The sequence below is a fragment of the uncultured Litoreibacter sp. genome, from assembly GCF_947501785.1.
GTDB lineage: Bacteria > Pseudomonadota > Alphaproteobacteria > Rhodobacterales > Rhodobacteraceae > Litoreibacter.
On sequence record NZ_CANMXB010000001.1, the window covers coordinates 2,354,282 to 2,376,742 of the forward strand.

At 54.8% G+C, this 22,461-nt stretch carries 17 protein-coding genes and 1 pseudogene; 13 read left to right on the forward strand and 5 right to left on the reverse strand.

Features of this window, described 5'->3' with window-relative positions; genetic code table 11:
• Nucleotides 1–49: 49 nt before the first annotated feature.
• From Q0899_RS11810 to Q0899_RS11825, 4 genes are read left to right on the forward strand one after another with little or no spacing between them, the layout of a single operon-like run.
• A complete protein-coding gene (locus Q0899_RS11810; RefSeq protein ID WP_298295889.1) occupies nt 50–1,036 on the forward strand; it encodes a UDP-glucuronic acid decarboxylase family protein in 987 nt (328 codons plus the stop codon).
• Nucleotides 1,033–2,028, forward strand: coding sequence for a UDP-glucose 4-epimerase GalE (galE, locus tag Q0899_RS11815; protein ID WP_298362264.1), 996 nt, complete (start codon nt 1,033–1,035; stop codon nt 2,026–2,028). Before Q0899_RS11810 ends, galE begins: the two co-directional genes overlap by 4 nt.
• On the forward strand, nt 2,015–3,844 hold the full coding sequence (locus tag Q0899_RS11820) for a glycosyltransferase family 2 protein (RefSeq protein WP_298293412.1): 1,830 nt from the start codon (nt 2,015–2,017) through the stop codon (nt 3,842–3,844). The genes galE and Q0899_RS11820 overlap by 14 nt, the downstream gene beginning before the upstream one ends.
• Nucleotides 3,845–3,857: 13 nt before the next feature.
• A complete protein-coding gene (locus Q0899_RS11825) occupies nt 3,858–4,751 on the forward strand; it encodes a glycoside hydrolase family 26 protein (RefSeq protein WP_298293414.1) in 894 nt (297 codons plus the stop codon).
• A gap of 470 nt (nt 4,752–5,221) precedes the next feature.
• Here the strand turns inward: Q0899_RS11825 and Q0899_RS11830 are convergent, their stop codons facing one another.
• Both Q0899_RS11830 and Q0899_RS11835 read right to left on the reverse strand, forming a co-directional pair.
• The gene (locus Q0899_RS11830; RefSeq protein WP_299193012.1) at nt 5,222–7,672 is read right to left on the reverse strand and encodes a sulfatase-like hydrolase/transferase; all 2,451 of its coding nucleotides are present in this window, start codon (nt 7,670–7,672) and stop codon (nt 5,222–5,224) included.
• Between the two features lie 51 nt (nt 7,673–7,723).
• The gene (locus tag Q0899_RS11835) at nt 7,724–8,944 is read right to left on the reverse strand and encodes a tetratricopeptide repeat protein (RefSeq protein WP_298362270.1); all 1,221 of its coding nucleotides are present in this window, start codon (nt 8,942–8,944) and stop codon (nt 7,724–7,726) included.
• A gap of 499 nt (nt 8,945–9,443) precedes the next feature.
• Between Q0899_RS11835 and Q0899_RS11840 the strand changes: the two are divergent.
• Nucleotides 9,444–9,998 (forward strand): annotated as a pseudogene (locus Q0899_RS11840) (transposase); the annotation flags it as partial.
• Nucleotides 9,999–10,815: 817 nt separating this feature from the next.
• Here the strand turns inward: Q0899_RS11840 and Q0899_RS11845 are convergent.
• Nucleotides 10,816–11,736, reverse strand: a complete 921-nt coding sequence (locus tag Q0899_RS11845) for a LysR family transcriptional regulator (RefSeq protein WP_298293427.1) — start codon at nt 11,734–11,736, stop codon at nt 10,816–10,818.
• Nucleotides 11,737–11,805: 69 nt separating this feature from the next.
• Between Q0899_RS11845 and Q0899_RS11850 the strand changes: the two genes are divergently transcribed.
• The 3 genes from Q0899_RS11850 to Q0899_RS11860 are packed head-to-tail and all read left to right on the forward strand — an operon-like array spanning nt 11,806 to nt 14,851.
• Entirely contained in the window at nt 11,806–12,534 is a 729-nt protein-coding gene (locus tag Q0899_RS11850) for an NAD(P)H-dependent oxidoreductase (RefSeq protein WP_299193015.1), read from the forward strand.
• Nucleotides 12,531–13,724, forward strand: coding sequence for a Rid family hydrolase (locus Q0899_RS11855; protein ID WP_299193017.1), 1,194 nt, complete (start codon nt 12,531–12,533; stop codon nt 13,722–13,724). The genes Q0899_RS11850 and Q0899_RS11855 overlap by 4 nt, the downstream gene beginning before the upstream one ends.
• Nucleotides 13,721–14,851: a C45 family peptidase gene (locus tag Q0899_RS11860; protein WP_298293421.1), complete on the forward strand. Its 1,131-nt coding sequence runs from the start codon at nt 13,721–13,723 to the stop codon at nt 14,849–14,851. The genes Q0899_RS11855 and Q0899_RS11860 overlap by 4 nt, the downstream gene beginning before the upstream one ends.
• Before the next feature lie 497 nt (nt 14,852–15,348).
• Here Q0899_RS11860 and Q0899_RS11865 read toward each other — a convergent pair whose 3' ends face one another.
• Together Q0899_RS11865 and Q0899_RS11870 are read right to left on the reverse strand one after the other, a co-directional pair.
• Nucleotides 15,349–16,380 (reverse strand): endonuclease/exonuclease/phosphatase family protein, encoded by a 1,032-nt coding sequence (locus Q0899_RS11865; protein ID WP_299193020.1) that lies wholly within the window; start codon nt 16,378–16,380, stop codon nt 15,349–15,351.
• Nucleotide 16,381: 1 nt separating this feature from the next.
• Nucleotides 16,382–17,689, reverse strand: a complete 1,308-nt coding sequence (locus tag Q0899_RS11870; RefSeq protein WP_299193022.1) for a patatin-like phospholipase family protein — start codon at nt 17,687–17,689, stop codon at nt 16,382–16,384.
• Nucleotides 17,690–17,897: 208 nt separating this feature from the next.
• On the opposite strand from Q0899_RS11870, the gene Q0899_RS11875 reads away from it, so the two are divergent.
• The 5 genes from Q0899_RS11875 to Q0899_RS11895 all read left to right on the forward strand — a co-directional run bounded on the left by Q0899_RS11875 (nt 17,898) and on the right by Q0899_RS11895 (nt 22,461).
• Nucleotides 17,898–18,221 carry a hypothetical protein gene (locus Q0899_RS11875; RefSeq protein WP_299193024.1) on the forward strand — a complete coding sequence of 108 codons (324 nt, stop codon included), beginning with the start codon at nt 17,898–17,900 and terminating at the stop codon, nt 18,219–18,221.
• Nucleotides 18,218–18,829, forward strand: coding sequence for a LysE family translocator (locus Q0899_RS11880; protein WP_298361636.1), 612 nt, complete (start codon nt 18,218–18,220; stop codon nt 18,827–18,829). Before Q0899_RS11875 ends, Q0899_RS11880 begins: the two co-directional genes overlap by 4 nt.
• 180 nt (nt 18,830–19,009) lie before the next feature.
• Nucleotides 19,010–20,782 (forward strand): LuxR C-terminal-related transcriptional regulator, encoded by a 1,773-nt coding sequence (locus Q0899_RS11885; protein WP_299193026.1) that lies wholly within the window; start codon nt 19,010–19,012, stop codon nt 20,780–20,782.
• Between the two features lie 469 nt (nt 20,783–21,251).
• Nucleotides 21,252–21,557, forward strand: coding sequence for a metalloregulator ArsR/SmtB family transcription factor (locus tag Q0899_RS11890; protein WP_298362321.1), 306 nt, complete (start codon nt 21,252–21,254; stop codon nt 21,555–21,557).
• Nucleotides 21,544–22,461 (forward strand): alpha/beta hydrolase, encoded by a 918-nt coding sequence (locus Q0899_RS11895; RefSeq protein WP_299193029.1) that lies wholly within the window; start codon nt 21,544–21,546, stop codon nt 22,459–22,461. The genes Q0899_RS11890 and Q0899_RS11895 overlap by 14 nt, the downstream gene beginning before the upstream one ends.

Below are 22,461 nucleotides of genomic sequence, written 5' to 3' on the forward strand. Positions count from 1 at the left end.
CGTTGTCTTTACTAGGGGGTAAGGATCGGTGGGTAAGGGTAGTCCGCGCATAGTTGCGCGACGCGAGAAGGTCATTCTCGTTGCGGGAGGAGCAGGCTTTGTTGGCTCCCATCTGTGCAAAAAATTTCTGGGCCAAGGCCACAAAGTGACCTGTGTCGATAACTTCCTGACCGGAGACATTTCCAATGTCCGCGCGTTGCTGGACGATCCGAACTTTCAGCTGCTGCGCCACGACATTTGCGACCCACTTAAATGGCCCGGCCCAATCGACGAAATATACAACATGGCCTGCGCCGCGTCGCCTAGCCGGTATCAGTCCGACCCCATTCACACGGCCAAAACATGTTTTCAGGGCACGTTGAACCTGCTTGATTTGGCCGAAGAGAAAAACGCGCGTATTCTTCAATCATCCACGTCGGAGGTGTACGGCGACCCTGAGGTCTCGTTGCAGTCGGAAGACTATCTCGGAAACGTCAATATCTGCGGCCCGCGGGCGTGCTACGATGAGGGGAAGCGCATATCCGAGACACTGATGTGGGAATATGGAACGCATAGGGGCGTCGAAACCCGTATTGCCCGTATCTTCAACACCTACGGCCCATATATGCATCCCGAAGATGGCCGTGTCGTTTCAAACTTTGTAGTGCAAGCGCTACAGGGGGATGACATCACGATCTATGGAACCGGGCAGCAAACCCGTTCGTTCTGCTTTATCAGCGATCTTGTCGAAGGACTAACCCGTTTGATGGCCTCTGGCGAAAAGATGCCAGTGAACCTAGGCAACCCCGTTGAATTCACCATGCTTGAGCTTGCTGAACAAGTCATTGCTAAGACCGGTTCGCGTGGTAGTAAACTTGCATATCAGCCGTTGCCCCAAGATGATCCACAACAGCGCCGCCCAGACATCACCCGTGCAAAGATGATCTTGGACTGGGCTCCTCGGGTCTCTTTATCTGATGGGCTAGACATGACAGTCAGCTGGTACCGCGACCGGTTGATCGCGGACAGAGATGCGGCAGCTATCGCAGGGCAATGACCACAGATAGCTCCATTCTGGTAACGGGGGGCGCAGGCTTCATCGGATCGCATGCCTGTAAGGCTCTTTCCGCTGCGGGCTACAAACCGGTGGTGTTTGACAATCTCTCAACGGGGCATGCCGACGCGGCTTGTTTTGGCCCGCTGATCGTCGGAGACATACGGGATCAGGAGGCTGTCGAAACCGCTTTGAAGGCGCATGGCATTCAAGCCGTCTTGCACTTCGCGGCCTATGCCTATGTGGGCGAAAGCGTGCACGAGCCGCTTGCGTACTACGACAACAATTTGCGGGGGTTGATGTCCGTGCTCGCTGCAACCTCGGCCTGCGGTGTTGACCGCATCGTGTTTTCGTCCAGCTGCGCGACATATGGCAGCCCGGATGGGATGCCGATCGTCGAAACAACGCCACAAAACCCCATAAACCCCTACGGGCGCACCAAGCTTATTGGCGAGCAGATGCTTTCGGATGTTGCGGCGACGTCCAGCCTCAGATTTGCAGCCCTTCGGTATTTTAATGCGGCAGGAGCCGATCCTGACGGCCAACTGGGCGAGCGGCATAAGCCGGAAACCCACCTAATTCCGCTAGCCCTGATGGCTGCCGGGTCGCGTCGCCCGGCCTTGTCCGTCTTTGGCGATGACTACCCGACACCGGATGGTACCTGCATCCGCGACTACATCCATGTTTGCGATCTGGCCCGCGCACATGTCTTGGCTCTGGATTATTTGATGACCGGAAAGCCCACAATCAAAGTCAACCTTGGGAGTGGGCAGGGCCATTCCATTCTTGAAATCATCCGCGAAATCGAAGCGTTCACTGGCAAGCCGCTCCCCGTCCGGTTTGAGCCCCGCCGCCCCGGTGACCCGCCGATCCTGACCGCAGATTCATCACTTGCCGCCGAGGTTCTCAGTTTTCGCACGGAAATGTCCTCCTTACGGCAGATTATCACAGATGCTGCGCCGTGGTTCGGAGTGGAGCAATATGCAGTCGCCTGAGGCCACTCAACCGTTCCTGACTCCAATTGTTGAGGGCCCAAAACGGCTATTTCTTTGGGCTTCGATCAGTGTCTGGTTGGCCGCGACAGCATGGTTCTGGGTCTGGTGGTTTGATCCTGCTCATATCGATTCTACCTGGAGATTTGTCTTACTATCCGGCTTGCTAGGGTGGTTGACCTTCCTGCAATGCTATTTCGTCTATTTCGCTATGAGAGGGGTCAGGGCCAGCGCCCCCGATCCCGTAGCTGGGCGCTTCCGTGTCGCAATGATTGTGACCAAGACCCCATCGGAACCATTTGCGTTGATCCAGAACACGTTGGAGGCAATGCTGAAGCAAAATTTCCCACATGACACCTGGCTCGCTGATGAGGACCCTAACGACGCGACCAAAACCTGGTGCGCGCAGCATGGTGTGCAAATATCGTCGCGCAAGGGCGTGGAAGCCTATCATCAGGCAACTTGGCCTCGGCGGACGCGATGCAAAGAGGGGAACCTTGCCTATTTTTACGACCATTGGGGGTATGAAGATTACGATATCGTCAGTCAACTGGACTCAGATCATGTGCCACAACCCGGCTACCTGAAAGAAATTCTCCGGCCTTTTGCAGACGATAAGATTGGCTACGTAAGTGCCCCGTCAATCTGTTCATCCAACTCCGTACGGAATTGGGCAGTGCGCACCCGGCTACATACCGAGGGAGCGTTTCACGGTATCTTGCAGGCGGGATACAGCAACGGTTGTGCGCCTATGTGTATCGGGTCGCATTATGCGGTTCGGACCAAGGCCCTGCGTGAGGCCGGAGGTCTGGGCCCCGAATTGGCAGAAGATCACTCGACAACGATGTTGATGAACGCGGCCGGCTGGCGCGGCGTGCACGCCGTTGATGCCATCGCGATAGGAGACGGCCCCGCCACAGTTGCAGACCTGGCAATTCAAGAATTTCAGTGGTCGCGCAGTCTGGTCACGCTTCTACTTGTTCACACGCCGCACTACCTGAAAAAGCTACCATTTTGGCTAAAAGCCCAGTTCTTATTTTGCCAAGTCCTGTACCCGATTTTCGGCATCACATTCCTCATGATGTATCTTTTACCCATCGCAGCCGTGCTATTGGACATCCGATATGCGGAGGTGACCTTTCCCCAATATCTTGCCCATGCGGCGCCGCAGATACTTGCGCTGCTGGTGTTCGCCACAACTTTACAGCGCTTAGGGTTGTTCAGACCAACAGACGCCCCGGTGATCAGCTGGGAGCGCACCTTGTTCTTGCTGCTGCAATGGCCGTGGGTCCTTTGGGGTTGTATCTCAGCGGCACGCGACAGCCTTACCGGACGCTTTGTTGATTTTCGGATCACTCCGAAGGGGGAAACCGGCCCCGTCCAGCTGCCATACAAGGTTTGGGTCGTGTATCTGGTCCTTGCAATGGGGTGCATCATCCCCGTGTTGGCTGTCGACGATCTCGAAAATGCGCAGGGGTTCTATCTGCTGACTCTGGTGTCGGGCCTGCTGTACACCTTGACCGTAACGATTATTGTCGTCCGGCATATGCACGAAAACGGATGGCCCTTTGTGCTCCAGATGCGGGATGTTGCCGTGCAGTTTACCGCGGTTGCCGTCACGATCGCGCTGCTTGTGGGCGCGTTTACCTCTCGCTCGATCGAGAGCATCTATGCGCTAACTATCGGGTTGGAACCAGTGAGTGTAGTCACGCTGCAAACCAATGTTGCTGGCGCCGGTAGTGCCAGCCGTGAACCTTTCACATATGAATTCAACTTGGACTGGGGCTTTTTGCCCCCACTTACTCCAACCTCAAACTAGGGAGACGTCTATTATGGCATATTTCAAGGACAGCTTGCCCTGGAAAGTGGCCGTCAGTTTCGCCATGGCCCCTTATATTGTTTCTGCGGCGGCTCTACCGCCAGGTGACATGCCATACGGCGCGTTTGATCCGGCCGGGGACTATAGCGACGAGAGCGAGGTTTTGATCGAGCACGTGTTTTTGCCTTGGGAAGACGTCTCGCTCATCTCATTGTTGGATGCAGATGAATACACCTTGGAGCGCAGCCGCGCCCTGATGGTAACCATCGAACCTTGGACCTGGACCGTCGACGAACGCAACACGCCCGAATTCCTTAAGAACGGTATCTTGTCGGGTTACTATGACGCCAACATGCGAGGCATCTGCAAGATTTTGAATGATCTCCAAAGCCCTATTTCGGTGCGGTGGGGGCATGAAATGGAGCGCACAACGGGCCAATTCATTTGGTCAGACTGGGAACCAGAAGATTATATAACCGCCTACAAGCGTATGATTGATATCTGCCGCGCAGAGGCACCAGATATTAACATCGTCTGGTCACCGGCTGGGGATCAGGGGCTTGAGCGCTACTACCCCGGCGACGATTACGTTGATGTTGTGGGGCTGTCTATCTTTGGCCTGGAAAGTTGGGAGACGGAGATTTTGGGCGGGCCGCGCACCTATGACCAATGGCTCTCTGAAACCTATGCCCGCGCATCTACCTTTGGCAAGCCAGTCATCGTAGCAGAGCTGGGCTTCGTTGGCAGTGCAGACTACGTCCAAAGCTGGCGCAACGCGGTCAGGCAACCTCAGCCTGACAAGCCACTTTTGTCGGGTGTCGTCTACTTCAATCAAAAGGAAGTCTATCCATGGCCGGACGGCTACGGGCTGCCTGATTGGCGACTAGAAAGCCAAATTCTTAACTGAGCAAAGTTACACCAGTTCTTAGATTTCCATTAATTTGCCTTTGAGCTGCGTTAAGATTGCCATAATCAAGTTCTAATAAGACGGGGTAAACCGTCATAGAAGTACGAGGTAGGCATGTCGAAGCAGTCCCTTTCCGGAGGATGGCGCGCTGTCGCGTTTTTCGGCTTTGCTGGGCTAATAGCAGCCATTGACCCAGCATCGGCTGAGTCTCAGTCTGACACCAAATCGAAGCTGAAGCCCGTGGCCACCAGTTTTAATTGGATGGCCAATGGAAATTCTCTCGACCGGCGTGAGGCGCGGGCGCGTCAAAACGCATTGCGAGCTTCTATCATCAACAGCCGTGGACGCGCTACTTGGATTTGCTCGCCCGCTGGGTTTGGTCAAAAATCCCGCTGCCGCAGAGGTTGATTTGCCCTCCCATTAACCAAGCAGCTGAACCACGCGACTACTGAATTAGGATGATCGGCTGTTCACTGGTCCGCTTGGATAAGGACGTCTGAAATGCAGTCCGATGGCGGGGACAGCTTGACCTTGAAACCACCATTGCGCCAAAGCTTATAGACCCCATTCCAATATCCGCCCGCGTCGCCACTACTTGAACTAAATTGCTCTGCCAGATAGTAGATGCCATCAAACTCCACCCATTTCACAGACAGATTTGTGTCACCCGTCAGGCCCTCCCCGGCCCAAGAGTCGTTGAGAAACTGAATACTTAGAACAGCGCCACACCGATCCGCGTCATTATCCAAAAAATATTGGCGAAGAGCGCTTTGCTCTGTTTCAGTGTCGACCTCTTCCTGTGCGTTGCTGATCGCGCCGGATACCTCCACAACACCCAACTCCACGCCATCGACGCTAATTCTGGCCTTTGGGAAGTCACGAAAATAGGTGCCCGTGGCGTGAATAGAAAAGCTGCGGGGCGGCGCTTTTGCATTTGGAGCAAGCTCCGCATCTGAATTGACGAAACGGCTTGAATGGGCTGCCTGCCATGTTAGCCATTGAGAAAGCTTCTCTTTGTAGGTCAACACAAGGTTGGGGCTCTCGGGTGCGAGGTTTCGCGTTTCGTTCGGGTCGGCCTTCAGGTCGAACAATTCGATCTCTTTGGTGGATGCGTTGTAGATAACCTTGGTATGTCCCTCTACGAAGCCTACCAAAAAGCCATTCCACGGCGAAAAGAAGATCGTGCCGTTGGGACGCTCAACATCAAATAGGCTACGACCTTGCCAAAGCTCTGGTCGGTCAATGTCAAGAAGGTCAAGAATGGTGGCGGCGACGTCAGTCGTCGCGGCAAGACCATCCACCACGTCGCCTTCGAACAGGTTCGGATTGATGAAGTAGAGCGGCACGCGTAGATTCTCTTCGTAGACTGCGGATGCATGGCCGTAGGTGCCATGCTCGCCGAAGGCCTCACCGTGATCCCCGACAACGACGACCAATGTGTCGTCCATTAGGCCGCGCTCTTCCAATCCTTCCATCAGACTGCCAAACGCCCGGTCCGCAGCCGACACCGCGGCCATAAAACGATCAAGGTCAGCATTGCCGGATTGTTCTTCTATCTCACCTTCGACGAAGTAGGGGAAATGCGGCTGCCCGGTCCAGAACGTGGCAAAAAAGGGCTGATCCGGGTCAGAATCGACCCAATCCAACACTGGTGGCACCGTGCAGCGGTCCGGGCCCGTGTTGTGGTAGCCCGGCCCGCTTGTACCGAAGAATCCGCCTTCACAGGTCCAGTCGCGGTAGTCTTTGACGATGTCATAGCCGGCATAGGGCAGGTAGTCGGCGCGTCTGTCGAAGCGGTTGTCTGTCGAGGCAAAGAAGCCGGTGCGAAGGCCTTGTGCTTTCAAAACATCGCCGAGAGCAAGGTAGTCTCGATCAGGAAATTCTTGCTGCGGTGAGACCGCTCGCATCTCTGGCACCACGGATGTTGTCAATGCAAAAAGCGCGTAGTTGGACGCAGGCGTTGGCGAATAGACCCTCTCCACCCTCAAGGCGTCCTTGCCGTATTTTGTGAGGTTCGGGGTAACCGGATACGGGCTGCCATATTCTTCCACAAACCGCGCGGGCACTGATTCGAGCACAAACAGAACGACGTTTTGAATTGGAGTCTGATCACTTTTCGGGCGTTCAACGGGGGTCGCAAACGCAACATTCGGCGGAACAAGCGGGTTAGAGCCGGAGTCCGCCGCGACGAATTCCCGCAGGCCTTCGTCAGCAGGTATTACGAAAGACTGGACCATTGCGACGGCCGGGTTCAGCGTTTCGCCCCGCGATAGTTGCTTTGGAGCCGTGGTGTACTCGTTCAACCATCCAGCTGCGAACATTGGCAAAAAGATCAATACCAATGCGAAACTCGCCTTGGCTTGGGACCGGGTAAGCAGCCGACGGATCAGATAGCGAAGCAGAAGGTAGCCAACCAACGCCGCGACTATCATCCCCGCCAGTTTAGCATCGAAAAGATGAATGATAGCGTCGCTGGCGTAGCTGCTGTTCAAAATGTCCGCATAGGTGATCCATGCCCAGGACACCGGCTCGGCCAACATGTTCATTGCGACTATATTCAGGGCCCCCCAGAGCACCAGCACAATGGCGACAAGATTGAAGCCCCAGACCACCAGCCTTGGCAGGAACAGTTGGCTAACAGCGAATGCTATTGCACCCGCGATGCTGAGCACGAGCATATCCTGAAGGCCACCCTGCGCAGTCAGGCTGACTTGCTCCAACAAGGGTCGACCAGCGAGACTGGGCCTCAAAATTACGTACCGAAATATCGCGTAGCAAACTGCAGCTGCTAGAACACTGGCGGCAAGAGAGACGGCGGGAATCGGACAAGTACCGGCCTGCAAACCAAGCGTTGCCTCTTTTGTACGCTCGGATTCAGGGAGCTGAAAATGGATTCGTCTAGGAAAACGATCATTATCCATGCGCAAGCCTGCCCGGTGGAGAAAGACAATGGTCTTCAGATCGCATTTCGATTACTCGGCAATCAGGCGCGCAATGACGCTTGGGTGCATCACTGTGTCTTCGCATTTTGAGTTGTCGGGCAGACCATTGCAGGCTCTCCAAAGGGCGCGTATCGTCCCCCTGCCAGCGAAGCCGTCCAATGGTCCGAGGTAAATTCCATCCTGCCTGAGTTTCCTTTGCAAAATGTAGATAGCAAAATTTTCGTTCGTTGCGAGAACGTCCCTTGCATGCGCGACTGACTTCAGCTCGGGGCGACTGTCGTAGACCTCGGCCAATTCTGCGAAATCTCTGGGTTTCTGAGCTTTTGACGCTTGGATGGTGAAACTCAGCCGGTCTCGAACACGCTCGCTGAGGGTGTCAGAAAATTCGGACAGATACGTCTCTGCTAGGTCTGGTGAGCTGGACACGTTCAATTGGTTCCCGTCCCGCACCAATTGAATGAGAAATGCCGCTGCATCTGCGTTTCCCTCACGGGCGGCCGCTTCCAACCCTTCGACGGCCAAGGGCCCGCTTGCACGCATGCTTATCCCATAAAGCCGCCGTTGCGCCTCAAGCACTGCAATCTTGGTCTCACCAAGGGCCAACGCGCGCTCTGCATAGCCATCAAACTTTCGGCGTTGCGTTTGCCCCAGATAACCATACATGGCGCCTTCAGCCAAAGATGTCCAAGCGGCACCAACACCCATATTCCCACTTTGCACCAACATGGCTTCAGCCGTCTCGGGATCGGTCCCGCGCCACATCAATGTAGCGCCAAATGACTGAAGCCCGTTGCCATTTCCGGCCTCAGCTGCAGCCTCAAAAAGCAAGCGCGCCCGCGGCTCGTCTTTTGGCAACTGCTCACCGTAAAGGAAGAACTTCCCGAGCGCGACCATGGCCTTGTCGTCTCCCGCTTCAACGGCATATTCCAGCAAAGCCTGACCGCCAATCACATCTTGTTCCAGAAACCAGCCACCGACCAAATTCTCGCCCAATAGCCTCATGGCGTTCAGGTTGTCGTTATTGGCCGCCGTCCGAAGCAGAGTTTTCGCTTTTTCCAAATCTACAGGGGTGCCGCTACCCCAAAGATATATCTCTCCCAGCTGAAATTGGGCCTCAGCGTCGCCAGCTGCAGCTACGTCACGGAGTTTGGATAGGTCGGTTTGCTCTGCCTGCGCGAAAGCGCCAATTGGCGTCGTGACAAAAATCACGGCAGCAACAGCAAGAGCTCCAAAAATACGCACGCTAATCATACCACTTTCCCTTGGATTCATTTAACGGGATGAAGGTCACTGGAGTCAAATATTCCACGAGCTTGCGGGCGCGACCACAGCATGGGTTTTGACAGAACTCCGTTGCTGAACCAAACCTAAGCGGTTTTTCCACTGACGCAGCGTATACTTAAGATATTTAATTCGCCGCATGCAAATCAGTCAGGTTTTTGTGCAAGTTGTTGGGGACGTTCCCGACGAGCCATGCGGTAGAGTTGGCGGGTTCTAAACAAATTCTGAGGCTGGATAAGCAAAGAAAACGGCTGCTATTTCGCATCGCGCTTCTTGAAGATACGAGGACGCAATGGAGCGTTTCAGTGCTGTGTTGGCAGATTCATACTTCTTTGGAGTAAGCGATGATCGGTTTGACGTGCCGCGCCGCAGCATCAAATCTTCGTTGTGAGCGACTGCTAATGGGATGTACCGGCTGCTTCACCCAGCAGGTTAGGCTTTGCCTATTTCTGCAAACTGGAGAAGTAGCATGGCGAAGAATGACTTTGACGAGCTGATGTCGATCGGCGTCGATATAGACAAGGACACCTTCCACATTGTGGGTTTTGACCCGTCCGGACAACGCGTTTTGCGCAAACAGATTGAGCGACTGGCGTTGGCCGCGACATTTGAGAAGCTGCCGCGCTGTATCTTGGGCATGGAGCCATGCCTGAGCGCACACTTTGTCAGCCGGACATTGCGTGAGATGGGCTTCGAGCCCCGGATCAACCCGGCGATCTATGTGAAGCCATTCAATAAGGGTCAAAAGAACAACTACAACGACGCGGAGGCAATCGCCAAGGCGGCACTTCGCCCCAACCTGCAAACCGTGTCCGAGAAGAGCCAGGATCAGCTGGACCTGCAGGCACTGCATCGGGTCAGGTCAAGGTTGGTGTCTCGTCGGACGGCGACTATCAATCAGATCCGCGCATTCCTGATTGAGCAGGGCATCACGGTACGGAAGGGGCTTCGGGCTTTGAAGAACTCGTTTGAGGCGATCCTCGAAGAGCGCAAGGATGAGATATCGAGCCCAAAGCGGTCATTGACTACCGGTAATCCAACTTGTAGGGTTTGCCCCTTGGAAAGATCGAACAACTGGCCGCAATACGAACTGGCCTGTAAAAAATGCTTGATGGTCATTCAGAGTGCTAGCCAGATACCCTGCTGGGAAGTTTTGACTATTTCGCGCCTTAACCTAGAAGTCTGCTGACGAACGATCCGGTGGGTTTCGTGCGTTGTTCGATCGGTATGGTCCAGTCGACGATTTTGCGCATACGTTGTTTTTCCGCGTCAACGCGGAGACGGAAGTGGAGTTCCCACCAGTGCGAGGACAGATGGATCATCACTGCGCTGCAAAGCAGTATGAACGCGATTTGATAGAACATTATTTCGCCCCGTTTCGGAGTACGTCACTTGTTACAGAATGTAGATTCGCCGCTTTTCTGAGCAGTTAACCTTATTTAATCGTCAAATATGGCTGGATCCGATCAAAATTACGGCGGAACAGTGGCGGAACAGACGGTTTTTGCCGCAAAGTCGCCAGATTTGACGAAGATGTGCTGAGAAGTCAAAATTGTATCGCTAATCGAAACAATCTGACTTTTGACCTAGTTTTCTAAAAGAGCTCAGACCAGCCTAAATTGGAATGTCAGCTTCGTGCCGCAATCCGTGAGTTCGCCTAACATCTGATTTTGCGGTTGCGGCGAATATCGGTAATCCGGGCTGCGATCGCAGCATTGCCGAGGATTGGTCAATGTCGGCTATGGGCCGTCCGTATCGGTTCGAGCCTCCATTGTCGAACAGATGCTGCGATTGCTCCGATGGCGGCAGAGAGTCCGTTTCAACTTCGTTCTGCAATGCAGCTAAGGACCGCTTTGCCGTTTGACCTGCTGAGCAATGGAGCCTCCGAGGACATCCATGAGGGCGCGGACCCGTGCCGTCTTTCTCAAGTCGGAATGTGTCACCATCCATAACTCAGTTTCGATTTCCGGAAGATCGTCACTGACACAGATCAACGCTGCAGCGGGATCGCCGAGGTATCGCGGCAAGACGCAAAGGCCTTGCCCGGCCTGTGCCGCGGCAAACATGCCTAGTACGCTATCGACTCTGTGCTTGCAGTGTGCATCTAGACCACGTTTTGTCATCCAGCTCGTCAGTTCCGGGTAAATCATTGCTCCATCTGGGCCGATCCAGGGGAAGTCCTCAAAGCGCAGCCCGCTCACGTCATCGGGCAGGATACTTTTGGCTCCGTAAACGGCAAAGTTCAGGGTCGCGACCTTTCGACCGAACAGAGCTTCCGACGGTTTTGACGTCGGCCGAATGGCCACGTCGGCCTCACGCCGGGAAAGGTCATAGAGGTGGTTTGAGACCGACACCTCCAGCAAAACCTCAGGGTAACTCCTTTGAAACGACGCTAAAAGCGGTGACAACAGGCCGACCAACAATGAATCCAACGTCGTCAACCTGACGGTACCGCTTGGCCTCAGGTCCTGACCGATGATGCTCCGTTCAACCTCATTCACTTGTGCGGCTATTTTGCGACCGGCGGCGGCAACCTCTTCTCCTGCCAACGTAGGCGTGTATCCTGTCCTGCCACGCTGAAACAAGCTCACGCCCAGTTTCTGCTCGATGGCATTCAACCGGCGGAACACCGTTGCATGGCTGGATCCCAGAATGCGCCCGGCACCAGACAAAGAGCCAGCGTCGAAAATGGCCAGGACCAGACGCAAATCATCCCAAGAGGTTGTGCTGTTCATTTTTGCAAAGCCGGTTCTCAAAGTCATCGAATTGATTGGCCAAAGTGAACATGTTGATCTGCCGAGGAACAAGCCTTTTCTTACGGACAAAATCCCATGCACGCACATATCGTATTCTGCCACCCCGAGTCCGGATCTTTCACCGGGGCGCTGAAAGACGTCGCCATCCAAAAACTGCAGGCGCTTGGGCACAGTGTTTCGGTCTCTGATCTTCACGCGGAGGGCTTTGACCCCGTCGAAAGGGCCGAACACTATGCCTTGCGCAAGGAACCAGACTGGTTCTCAGCAATGATCGAGCAGCGGCATGCAAGCAATACGGATACGCTGCCCGGAGATGTTCTTCGCGAGATTGAGCGGCTGGAAAAGGCCGATCTAGTGATCCTGCAGTTCCCTCTTTGGTGGCACAGCCAGCCTGCTATGCTGAAAGGCTGGTTCGATCGAGTGTTCGTCAGTGGCAAGACCTATACCAGCGGAATGCGATATGACCGCGGCTACTTCAAAGGCCGGAACGTGATCTGCTGTGTTCCCGTCGGCGCGCCAGAGGCTGCGTTTGGCGGTGGTGGACGCGGCGGCGATGTCGAAGCGATGTTCTGGCCAATCCACTACTCGCTTTACTACATGGGTTTCACGGTTCTGCCGCCCTTTCTAGCCTACGGGATACAAAACTATGCGGGTGTGACGCTGTTGGATGACGAAGCTTTCAGGAAGCATCTGGAAGACTACAAGGCCAAATGGGCCGACCAATTGGAGCATCTTGGCGACCTCAAACCGATTAAATTCCCCGGCTGGAATGACTGGGATGAACTCGGACATCAAAAGACATGACGCTGCCTGACACTGGCAGCCAAGCTTTGCGCTGTCGCGAGATGATCTGGGTCGGAGGGCAGGCAGATCGCGATGACTTCGGCAGCATTCGCACCCCAGGAGACATGCCCGAACAGATGAAAGGGGCAATCGGACGGATCGAGCGGGAATTGACCCTAAACGGGGCGGCGCTGGAAGACCTTGTCTTTCTGCTTTGTTTTTATGCGGAGGATGGCAGTGGCGATGAACACACTGTTTGTGCCCAACTTGCAGACTGCCTGCCTGACGGTGTGAAAACAGCTGTCAATCTGGTGCCTGTGCCACGTCTTATGGATGTGCAGCAGCTGGTTGAGATAGAGGGCTATGCCATGCGCCACCCGAACGGTGATTTGATGCCGCGCAGCTATGCGGTCAGCAAACCGGTACAAGACGCCAGCGAAAAGTTCTGTCCTGCCATCCGGTGTGGCAAGATGATCTTCGTGTCAGGCCAAGCTCCGATACACACAGACGGCGCCGTTCATGCGCCCGGCGACATCGTCGAGCAGACCCTGTTTGAGATGGTACAAATTGAAAGGATACTTGCCCAATTCGGCGCGGGCTTCGCTGATGTGGTTAAAAGCAACCGCTGGTATTCCGGCAGTGCTGTTGTCGAAGACTTTGAACCTGCGGCCCTGGCCTGCGCACGTTTCTATCCAGAGCCTGGTCCGGCGGCCACCGGAATTCTCGTTCCCCGATTTTCGGACCCAGACGTGACAATCAAACTCTCTTGCGTTGCGATGCTTGGGGAAGACGGGCGACATCTGACACGCCAGCATGTTTGGCCCGAAGGGCATTGGGACTGGACGATCAAACTGCCTTACAAACACGGCATAAAATGCGACAAGATGATTTTTGTCGGTGGTCAGGTCGCGCTCGACACGTCCGGCCAAGCAATTGAGGTCGGCGACCTCCCAGCACAGGTCGAGCGTTCCTTGCGCCATATTCAAACTGTTTTGGATAGGTTCGAAGAACCTGCGGCCCAGCTGTGCAAGCTGACAACCCTGTTTCGGCAAGAAACTTCGAGCGATATTGCATCGCCCGTTCAGGATATCGGGTTGGTTTTGAAGGCTGCGCCCATAAACACGCAAATCCCGCTACCTGCACTCGCCTATCCGGGGTTGGAGGTGGAGATCGAAGCCTTTGCCATGCTGGATCGGAGTAAACCGTCATGAAAACCGAGGATATGAAGGTGATTGCGGTCAGTGGTACGCCACATCACCGTGGAAAACAGATCGGCGCGTCGCTGTGCGATGACATCCACATGATCATTAAGAAGCGTGATCGCGCCATCGCGGCTCGTGGCTATGCTCCGAGCGATTATTGGGCGGCCTTCGAACAATGCTGTGATTTCGTGCCAAACATTGAGCGATGGACACCGCGTCTTGCGCGCGAGGTCGAGGGGCTTGCTGAGGGGGCACAGCTTGATCTGAACGAAGCGTACCGACTGCAAATGCTGGACGAAGACTGGTTCTTTGACGCCTATCATTATGCCTCGATTCCGCAATCAGCGCATAAATGCACGACGTTCGCCGTGACTGGAGGCGCAGGCACGCCAACCTTTGCGGGTCAAAATATGGATATCCATCATTTCGTCGATGGCCATCAGGTCTTGGTACGGATTGCCAATGAACTCGGCTCGGGCGCATGTTTGATCTTTACGTATGCCGGTCTCATGGGCCTGATGGGTCTCAACAACGCACCACTTGGCATCAATTGCAACACACTGATGCAGCTTGGTTTCAACCCCACAGGTGTGCCGGTATCCTTCATTGTCCGCCATGTTCTGTCTTTGCAAACACTGAAGGAGGCAGAGGATTTCCTGCGTAATGTGCCGCACGCATGCGGTCAGACCTATACGCTGTCTTCGGAGGACGCAGGGCTGTGCCTTGAATGTGGACCCAGCTCTGTCGTTGCGCACAGGCCGCAATCCGATAGGCGCCTTTGTCATACCAACCACCCTTTGTCGAACGGGGATACCAACCAGTTTGAGCTGCGCAATGCATCAGCTGGATGTGCCATGCCACTAGTTTCCCACAATTCCAAAGCCAGGCTGACGTCAATTCAAGATCGAATTTCCGATCCCCAATCGCCCGTTACACTGGACAAGCTGATGCAGGCACTTCGTGCAAAGGACGATCCAAAGAATCCGGTGAGCCGGGAGCAAGGCTCGGCACTTGATACCAACAACATAGGGTTCACGGCTGGATCGGTGATCTATGAAATTTCCGGTCAGCCGATTTTATATTACGCTGCGGGTCCCCCTAGCATCTCAGAGTTCCGACGGGTTTCTTTTGAGTGAATGCTACGCGTATGGAGTGAAGCGGACATAGGGTTTGATAGTTGGAACGGCGGCAAAGTTTCGCATTTTACCAGTTCACGCTCGCCGCAACGAACAGCAATGCTTCCCGGACCCGCCCTTCGTGACTTGCGCGGCGAAAGTGCTGGAAGAGCCCAATCTACCGAATTTCTGTATCGCAGCGAAAGTTTGGTTTCGGGAAACAAACACAATTGAACTCGTGATCACGACCCATTGCAAACGTTGAACTGACCCGTCTTCGATACGTGCAATTTCCATACAGCAGACGTTGGTCGAAGTTCCCGCGTCGTTGTCGTTTAGCCTCTTTGACGGATTCTCCGTACAAGTTGACCGAACACGGTTTTCGTCAATCAGTTTCGCATATCAGCATCTGCTCAGGATGATCGTAAGCATTGTTGCAATGAGTGTAGAAGGCGAACCAATGCGATCTTCTTAGCCCGGTCGTCGCCATCGAAAACGTATCGATGCGCGAAATACAGCTATGTCGAAGCTTGGAAGCAGCCGGTCACGGGGTGGTGATCCGTGTCTGCGAACCCAAGATCCGCCGTTGAAACGCTTTTCACCACAACATTTGGCGAACAGACGAACCCGTCAATAATTGCGGTGGCGTTTTTTCCGGCGACGTAGGGGGCGTTCAAGGACCGAACGGTTGGGGTTTTTGTGTCCAACGCAAATGACCACCCCTCGTTCAAGGAGTTTTCAGGGAAGTTGATGACCTGCAGCTTTTCTGGTACGCCAGTGTGCTGGCCAGGATCTGTCGCGGTCAGGCGCATGTTCCAGTCGCCTGCAATCACAACGCAATGTCCTTGATCATATTCATGCTGGGCAAGCTGCAACAGCTTCTCGAGTTGCCCCATTCGGGTGCGGATGTCTGGGTCGAATGCTGACAGATGGATGTTGAACACGACCCAGTCGCGCCCGGTCTCACCTATGCTGATGCGGTTTATCAAACTTCCGTAGTGTTTTGTCAGCCCGCCGAAGAAATAGGTGCTGTCTTTTGGGAACAAGACAGCTTCACAGGACTTGATGTTGACGCGCGCATGGACGGACATGCCATGCTCGATCTTTAAGTACTGCGGCACGAGAACGGACTTCATGTCAGCCCAAAACAGGTTTTGTCGATTGCTCAAGGCAGCTTCGATCGTGTCACGAAGCCCAACGCCCCGGGTCAAAAAACCTGCATTGGCACTTTCTTGTAGGCAAATCAAATCGGCCGATTGGCCCGCCAAACGCTGTGCGATGCGTTGCGCGGCCAAGGTGATGTCCATGGACGAAAGAGCGCGCATGGATCGCCCCTTATCAACAATACTGTCCGCATCCTTGCCCAATGCCCCATACCCAATATTCCATGTCAAAACTGTCAGCGTTTCGCTTGCCGCATGGAGGTTGGTCGGGGGTGTCGGGGAATGGATCGGCCCGACATACGGTGATGTGCGACGATTGGCGACGAAGACCGCCCGGCAATAGATCGCGGCACCAATCAAGATGACCGAGAGGAGGGTCAATATCATATTACGTGCCCGATGCCGCCGCGGGGAAATGTAGCTCTACAAGGTCTTCTGCGGCAGCCGCAATCAATTCGCGGTTGCTGCGCGAAATCTTGAACGCGGTGGGTATCTTGGCCAGATGCTCTGCGGGCGTGGCGCTTTGAGCACGGTCGGCTGGCGTTGCAAATTTCCAGGTATCCCAGCTAAGCCATCGTGGGTGCGGCGGGGTGCCGGATTGTGTCAGCCGCGCGATATCCATGTAGTTGAAATCGACAAAGTTGATGTTCATGCCGTGCTTTTCACCAAGCACATCAAACATCGTTTCGCGATGCGATGTTGCGTAAACGGTCAGCACGTCCACCAGACGTGTGACATCGCGGCTCCAAATGCTGATATCAAGTGTGTTTTTGGACAGGGTGCTGTCCAGCTGCATACCTGCGTTGAACCCATAAATGGTCGCTGTCTGCCCCGGACCTCGCGCGTAGATCGCCTCTCGCAATGTCTCAACGCCCGGGTTCTCAAAGACACCACCATCGCCCAGATGCCAGTACTGCGGAGGCTTTCCATCGGCCTGTGTCAGCTCAATCGTGGTTGGCCCAAGATATGGTGGAAAGGCCGCTGACGTGGCAACGGCAAGGGTTACGGGAAAGTCATCTGGTGTCGGGCGAAGATGACCTATTTCGGAAAATGACATGGACCGCAGGCGGGGCGGCAGCGCGCTTGGTGCTTCGGCATCATCAGGCGACGGCAGAACCCCGTTGCCAAGGGTGACACGCTGTCCAGTATCATAGCTAACCGTGTTAAAGAAAAAGCTGCGGTTGGCAGGTAGATCGCCGACTGTTGCTGACCCGATGAAATCGGGCCGTGCAAGGGCCTCTTGCAAGGACGTCAACCGCCGCGACGGGCTGAAAGCCCGAAGCGGCTTGCGCAGTTGCCCCATCTGCACATCCCAAAAATAATCATGTGCGACAACGTCCTGCATCTGGTCAAAGTAATCGTTTGCCGGGTCCGTGTCCGGCACCGGATGAAGTGCGAGGTAGGACGCAGGAAAACCGCCGCCACTGACGCTGGACACGTGTGTCACCGCCGACAACAAACCGCGTTCATGCAAGGCCTTCATGCCCGCGGCACCAAAGACGGCCGCACGCGCACCGCCGCCCGACAAAGCAAGACCGACAAATGGTTGATCTGTTTGATCGACGACATGCGCGCCAAACTGTGCTCTAACGCGGGTTCTAAAATGTACTTTGAGCGGTGCGATGAAGCCATTCAATACGGCCAAAACAATGACGCAAACCGCGACGATCAACAGACCCCAGAAAACCCAACCCATTCGCCGTTCCAATCATAATTGCTAAAAAAATTCGCCCGATTGGATTTAGCGTGACGTGGCTTCGACGAACACGCAATCGCAATTTGCCCGCTTGGGGATGGAAACTCTTACCTAACGTCAGCTTTTGCTACCGCACCTCCCAAATGGGAGATGCCGCCCCGTCCGACGCTCTCTAGGTCTTTGGTCATCACATCGAAGAGAGAGAATTATGTCAGACTTCATTCAATACCTAACCAGCCTCGGGACTTACGAAAGCATCGGGGTTCTTGGGTTCTTTGCCTACATCACAGCGTTCGGTGCCGTGCAGCTTGGTTGGCTGGATGGCAACAGCAGCGCCTACACGCTTCTCAATGTGCTGGCCGCATCCCTTGTCGCCGTTAGCCTTCTGCGGGACTTCAACCTTGCTTCAGCGCTGATCCAATGCAGCTGGATCGTCATCGGTCTGGTCGGGTTGTCGTTGCGGGTCTGGAAGTCTTGGCCCAGCACGCGCCGGGTTTTGACTGCCACTCTTGAAACAGAGGTGCAGTCATGACCTTTGCAGATACATTTTCCTATTTCGTCACTCTAATCGCAATCGCGATTGCGCCGGGACCGCTTCTTTTGCTGTTGATGACCCGTGCCGCCAGTAACGATGTCAAAGGCGCGTTCGGGTTCGCATTTGGAACGGCCTTGGGCAGCTTGACGATCATGACCGCTGTTTGTTTTGGCATGAGCGTGTGGCTGAGCAATACACCAGAGGTACTGTCTTACAGCAAATACATCATGCTGGCCTACATCCTCTGGATTGCGCGAGATATCTGGAAGGGCGGGTTCGATTTTGACACAACTGTCAAACCGCGCCGTTCTGGCCTGTGGCTGGCAGTTACGGCGGGTTTTGTGACCTGCATCTTGTCTCCCTATATGCTGGTCTTGTTTCCGCTGGTTCTGCCAGAAGTCCTGGACATCACGGAGATTCAGATGCCGGGCTACCTGATCATTGCATTTGCGACCTTCGCGGCTGAGGCCACAGCGGCCGTGCTGGTGATCTGTTTGGCAAAACAGGTGACCCGATTGGTGCGCTCTCAGCAATCCATGATGATCATGAACCGGTCTCTCGCAACTCTTTTGGTTGCTGGCGGTGGATGGATGGCCTTGGCCTGACACCGAACGGTTTCGCGTTGCCGAAGGGCGTACTTCCTGATGGCCCTTTCGGACTACTGGTGTGTTTGTGATCGATGATGTGATCTTAGCGAACACAGACACACCACATTTTTCTGTTAACTATTGCTTGTGCTGTTCCTGCCGTAGAGAGTTGGCCGGTTGCATATTGGAATTTTCGTTATGACAAATGACTTAGAAAAGAAGATCAACCCCGATGGGATCGTTGATCAGCTTTATGATATCGCACTCGATCCGGATTCCTTAGGCACATTCGTAGATGCGTGGAACGATGCGGGGCTGGATGCACAGGCCGCGCGCCAAACCATTGAATCGATTGATCGTTTTGACACCGCATACCGCGCGCATCTTGATCGGGCCGAAACGTTCTTACAGCGAGGGGCCGCCGCCGAGAGCGGTGCTGACCTAACGGCCACGCTGACCCCATTCGACACGCTGGCAGCCTTCATCGTCGATCGTGCCCTACACATCGTCGCGGCCAACGCTGGTGCAGAACAGGCCTTTGGCATCGAAGAAGGGGCTGCACTGAGCGCGTTGAACCTGCCCGCTGACGCCTTGGATATTGTGCAAGCCAGTTTGAAGGACGTGTTTCGCAACTCCGACAGCCCGGATCGGCTTTTGAAAATTGAACTGTCCGGCACATCGGCGCCGGCCTTGTTTCAAGTCCGCAAGTTAGAAGGGTCCACCCAAGACGACAGTGAACATGCGTTGGTTGTGACCACGCGTTACCATTGGCAGGCCGCGCTCGGGCAAACGTTGAAAGAGGTATTTGACCTTACAGGAGCGGAACAAGGTGTCGTGCGTGCCTTGGTCGAAGGGTTGGACGCAAAATCCATTTCCGCAGAACGTGGCACCAGTGAAGGCACGGTGCGCGGGCAGATCAAATCCATCCTCGCCAAGATGAACGCACGCACCCAGTCCGAGGTTATTCGCCTCGTCATATCCTTGCGTGATGTGTCCCAAGGGGTCGAGCAATCTTCGGACAAATCGGATGAAAGCCCTGTTCTGGTGCCAGCGGATTGGCTGCACGCAGAGGTCTGGAAACCGTTCAAGACGCTGATTTTGCCGGACGGGCGGCGCATGGATTACCATGACATGGGGCCAATCACAGGGGCACCGGTGCTTTATTCGCACATGGGCTACGGCTTGGCGCGTTGGCACGAACCGATGATAAAGCTGGCCTTCACGCAAGGGCTGCGCATCATTTGCCCGATCCGCGCAGGCTATGGCCTCAGTGAGAACATCGACCCGAAAGCCGATGTGCTTGAATCGACCCGAGACGACACATTGCACTTGCTGGACCATCTCGGCATCGACAGGCTTCCCTACCTGACCCAAGGCAACGATCTGATATTCGCGGCGGATTTTACGGTTCACCACCCCGAGAAGGTGAGCGAGATCATTGGTTTGTGCGCGCGGCCCTGCTTAGCTGGTGATCTGCACTACGCGAACATGGGCAAGTGGCACCGCTTCTTTTTGTCCACGGCCAAGCACGCACCGCACCTGCTGAAGTTCACAACTCGCGCGGCCGTTGTGATGGCGCGCCGCCTCGGCGCTAAAGAAATGTTTCGGCAGCTGAACAGCAGCTCACCCGCCGATACAGCATTGCTCGAGGATGATGCGCTTTTGCCGGTCTTGATGGCGAATGCCCAATTGATTGTGGGTAAGTCCACGAATGTCGCGCAGGCCTACACTCATGAAATCCTCGCGACAGAGGCTGACTGGACGGATCTCATGCAGAACTGTGCACAAACCAAAGTCTGGTTCGTCAACGGGGGCCAAGATCCAGCGACAGACATTGCAACCATCGCGGAATACCGCGATTCCTATCCATGGATCGACATTGAAGTGATCCCAGATGCAGGCCAGATGCTGATCTATCAGCACTACGAATACCTGATCCCAAAAATCGCCACGGCCTCCAGAGAAGCTTGAAGGCATACGGCGGAAAGTACGGAAAACGATACGTCGCCTCTCTCTTGTTGACGGGACGTTGTTGGAGAACGGCAAACGTTCTCGCATAATTGGAAAGCAGTCCAAACGTATGGGCGTCACTTCTAGCGCAAAGCCAAGGTAGGCTTAGAAGAAATGCGCCCTTTCCGAGAAACCGCAGCAAATCTCCACATTCCGCCCGCAGTGCATTTTGCCACCAGTGCGGTTCTTGAAGAGCGGCCATTGGCGATGAAGCTGGCAAATGTAACTATGTCCGCCAAGCCGACCTTGTTGGACCTTAGGCAGTCGTAAGCGCCTGACTGAAACGATCAGATGTCCGATTTGAGCCCAATTTGTCAAAATGCTGCACTCCGCCCCAACGGCTGCTTTCCAGTATTCTCCAAAGTTCCAATCGTCTGAAGTGCCGAATAATTGCATTGACTCATAGCTCTCTAACTATGTAATTTGAGCTATGACCGATCGACTCGAACAATCCAAGGCACTCGCAAGCGATGTCCGGCTCTCCATCCTAAGCTGGCTGGCAGAACCTGATACTCATTTTTCGCATCAGATCACGGGCAAGCCGTCTGAAATCGGAGTTTGCGTCACGCTGCTGACCGAAAAGCTCGACATGGCGCAGCCGACCGTGAGCCGTCATCTGGAGCTGCTGCGTCGTGCCGGATTTTTGACTGTCAGCAAGATTGGGCGTTGGTCGTTTTTCCAGCGCGATGAGGCTGCCGTCGCGGATTTTAAGGCGTGGATCAATGACAATCTTTGAAGAGGCCGATGCAAGACTACTGCCGGGTTTTGAGCGGCGCTGGATAGGGACGGCTCACGGCAAAGTGCTTGCCGTGGTCGGCGGGACCGGGCCTGCGCTACTTATGCTGCATGGCGATCCGCAGACGCATCTGTGCTGGCACCAGATTGCTCCAAAGCTGACTGACCGCTTCACGGTGGTCCTGACCGATATCCGGGGGCGCGGCGAAACACATAAGCCTGGTCACGATCCCGAACAGAGTGCTTACACGAAGCGCGCTATGGCAGCCGAACAACTGGAGGTCATGTACAACCTCGGCCACAACAAGTTTGCCCTCGTTGCTCATGACCGGGGAGCCCGGGTGGCCCGACGTTTGGCGCTAGATCACCCCAAGGCCGTTACCCAACTGGCCGTGATGGACATCATTCCAGCCCTCGACTTTTACGAATGCTCCAACGCGCAGATCGCCCAAGATTATTTCTACTTCTCGTTCTTGACGCAGGATCACCCGGTACCGGAGACCCTTATTGCCGGAGACCCCGAGGCGTTTCTAAAGCTTATCTTGATGGGGTTGTCCGATAACGCAGTGAACTACGACGCGCTCGCCTTGCAGGCCTACTTACAAGCAAATACGACACCGGAAGCTATCACCGCGATGTGCGAGTGCTTCCGTGCAGGCTTTCACATTGATCGGCGTCATGATCAGACAGACCGGGAGGCCGGAAAAAAGATCGCCTGCCCGACCCTCGTGATGTGGGGGGAGTATGGCGTCGTCGGAAAACACTTCGATGTTGAGCGTATCTGGCGCGGGTGGTGCGAGCTGCCTGAATTTGCGCCTATGCCTTCCGGGCATTTCATCCCCGAAGAAGCTCCCGAAAACGCGCTCGCGGCGTTGAACGGGTTCCTTTCCGCTAAAGCATTATGA

Excerpts from the sequence above, each read along its gene's own strand:
- Q0899_RS11860 (WP_298293421.1), top strand. The coding sequence starts at position 13,721 with ATGAAAACCGAGGATATGAAGGTGATTGCGGTCAGTGGTACGCCACAT.
- galE (WP_298362264.1), top strand. The coding sequence starts at position 1,033 with ATGACCACAGATAGCTCCATTCTGGTAACGGGGGGCGCAGGCTTCATC.
- Q0899_RS11895 (WP_299193029.1), top strand. The coding sequence starts at position 21,544 with ATGACAATCTTTGAAGAGGCCGATGCAAGACTACTGCCGGGTTTTGAG.
- Q0899_RS11870 (WP_299193022.1), bottom strand. The coding sequence starts at position 17,689 with ATGGGTTGGGTTTTCTGGGGTCTGTTGATCGTCGCGGTTTGCGTCATT.
- Q0899_RS11890 (WP_298362321.1), top strand. The coding sequence starts at position 21,252 with ATGACCGATCGACTCGAACAATCCAAGGCACTCGCAAGCGATGTCCGG.
- Q0899_RS11845 (WP_298293427.1), bottom strand. The coding sequence starts at position 11,736 with ATGACTTTGAGAACCGGCTTTGCAAAAATGAACAGCACAACCTCTTGG.
- Q0899_RS11885 (WP_299193026.1), top strand. The coding sequence starts at position 19,010 with ATGACAAATGACTTAGAAAAGAAGATCAACCCCGATGGGATCGTTGAT.
- Q0899_RS11865 (WP_299193020.1), bottom strand. The coding sequence starts at position 16,380 with ATGATATTGACCCTCCTCTCGGTCATCTTGATTGGTGCCGCGATCTAT.
- Q0899_RS11825 (WP_298293414.1), top strand. The coding sequence starts at position 3,858 with ATGGCATATTTCAAGGACAGCTTGCCCTGGAAAGTGGCCGTCAGTTTC.
- Q0899_RS11880 (WP_298361636.1), top strand. The coding sequence starts at position 18,218 with ATGACCTTTGCAGATACATTTTCCTATTTCGTCACTCTAATCGCAATC.
- Q0899_RS11830 (WP_299193012.1), bottom strand. The coding sequence starts at position 7,672 with ATGGATAATGATCGTTTTCCTAGACGAATCCATTTTCAGCTCCCTGAA.
- Q0899_RS11855 (WP_299193017.1), top strand. The coding sequence starts at position 12,531 with ATGACGCTGCCTGACACTGGCAGCCAAGCTTTGCGCTGTCGCGAGATG.
- Q0899_RS11835 (WP_298362270.1), bottom strand. The coding sequence starts at position 8,944 with ATGATTAGCGTGCGTATTTTTGGAGCTCTTGCTGTTGCTGCCGTGATT.
- Q0899_RS11820 (WP_298293412.1), top strand. The coding sequence starts at position 2,015 with ATGCAGTCGCCTGAGGCCACTCAACCGTTCCTGACTCCAATTGTTGAG.
- Q0899_RS11850 (WP_299193015.1), top strand. The coding sequence starts at position 11,806 with ATGCACGCACATATCGTATTCTGCCACCCCGAGTCCGGATCTTTCACC.
- Q0899_RS11875 (WP_299193024.1), top strand. The coding sequence starts at position 17,898 with ATGTCAGACTTCATTCAATACCTAACCAGCCTCGGGACTTACGAAAGC.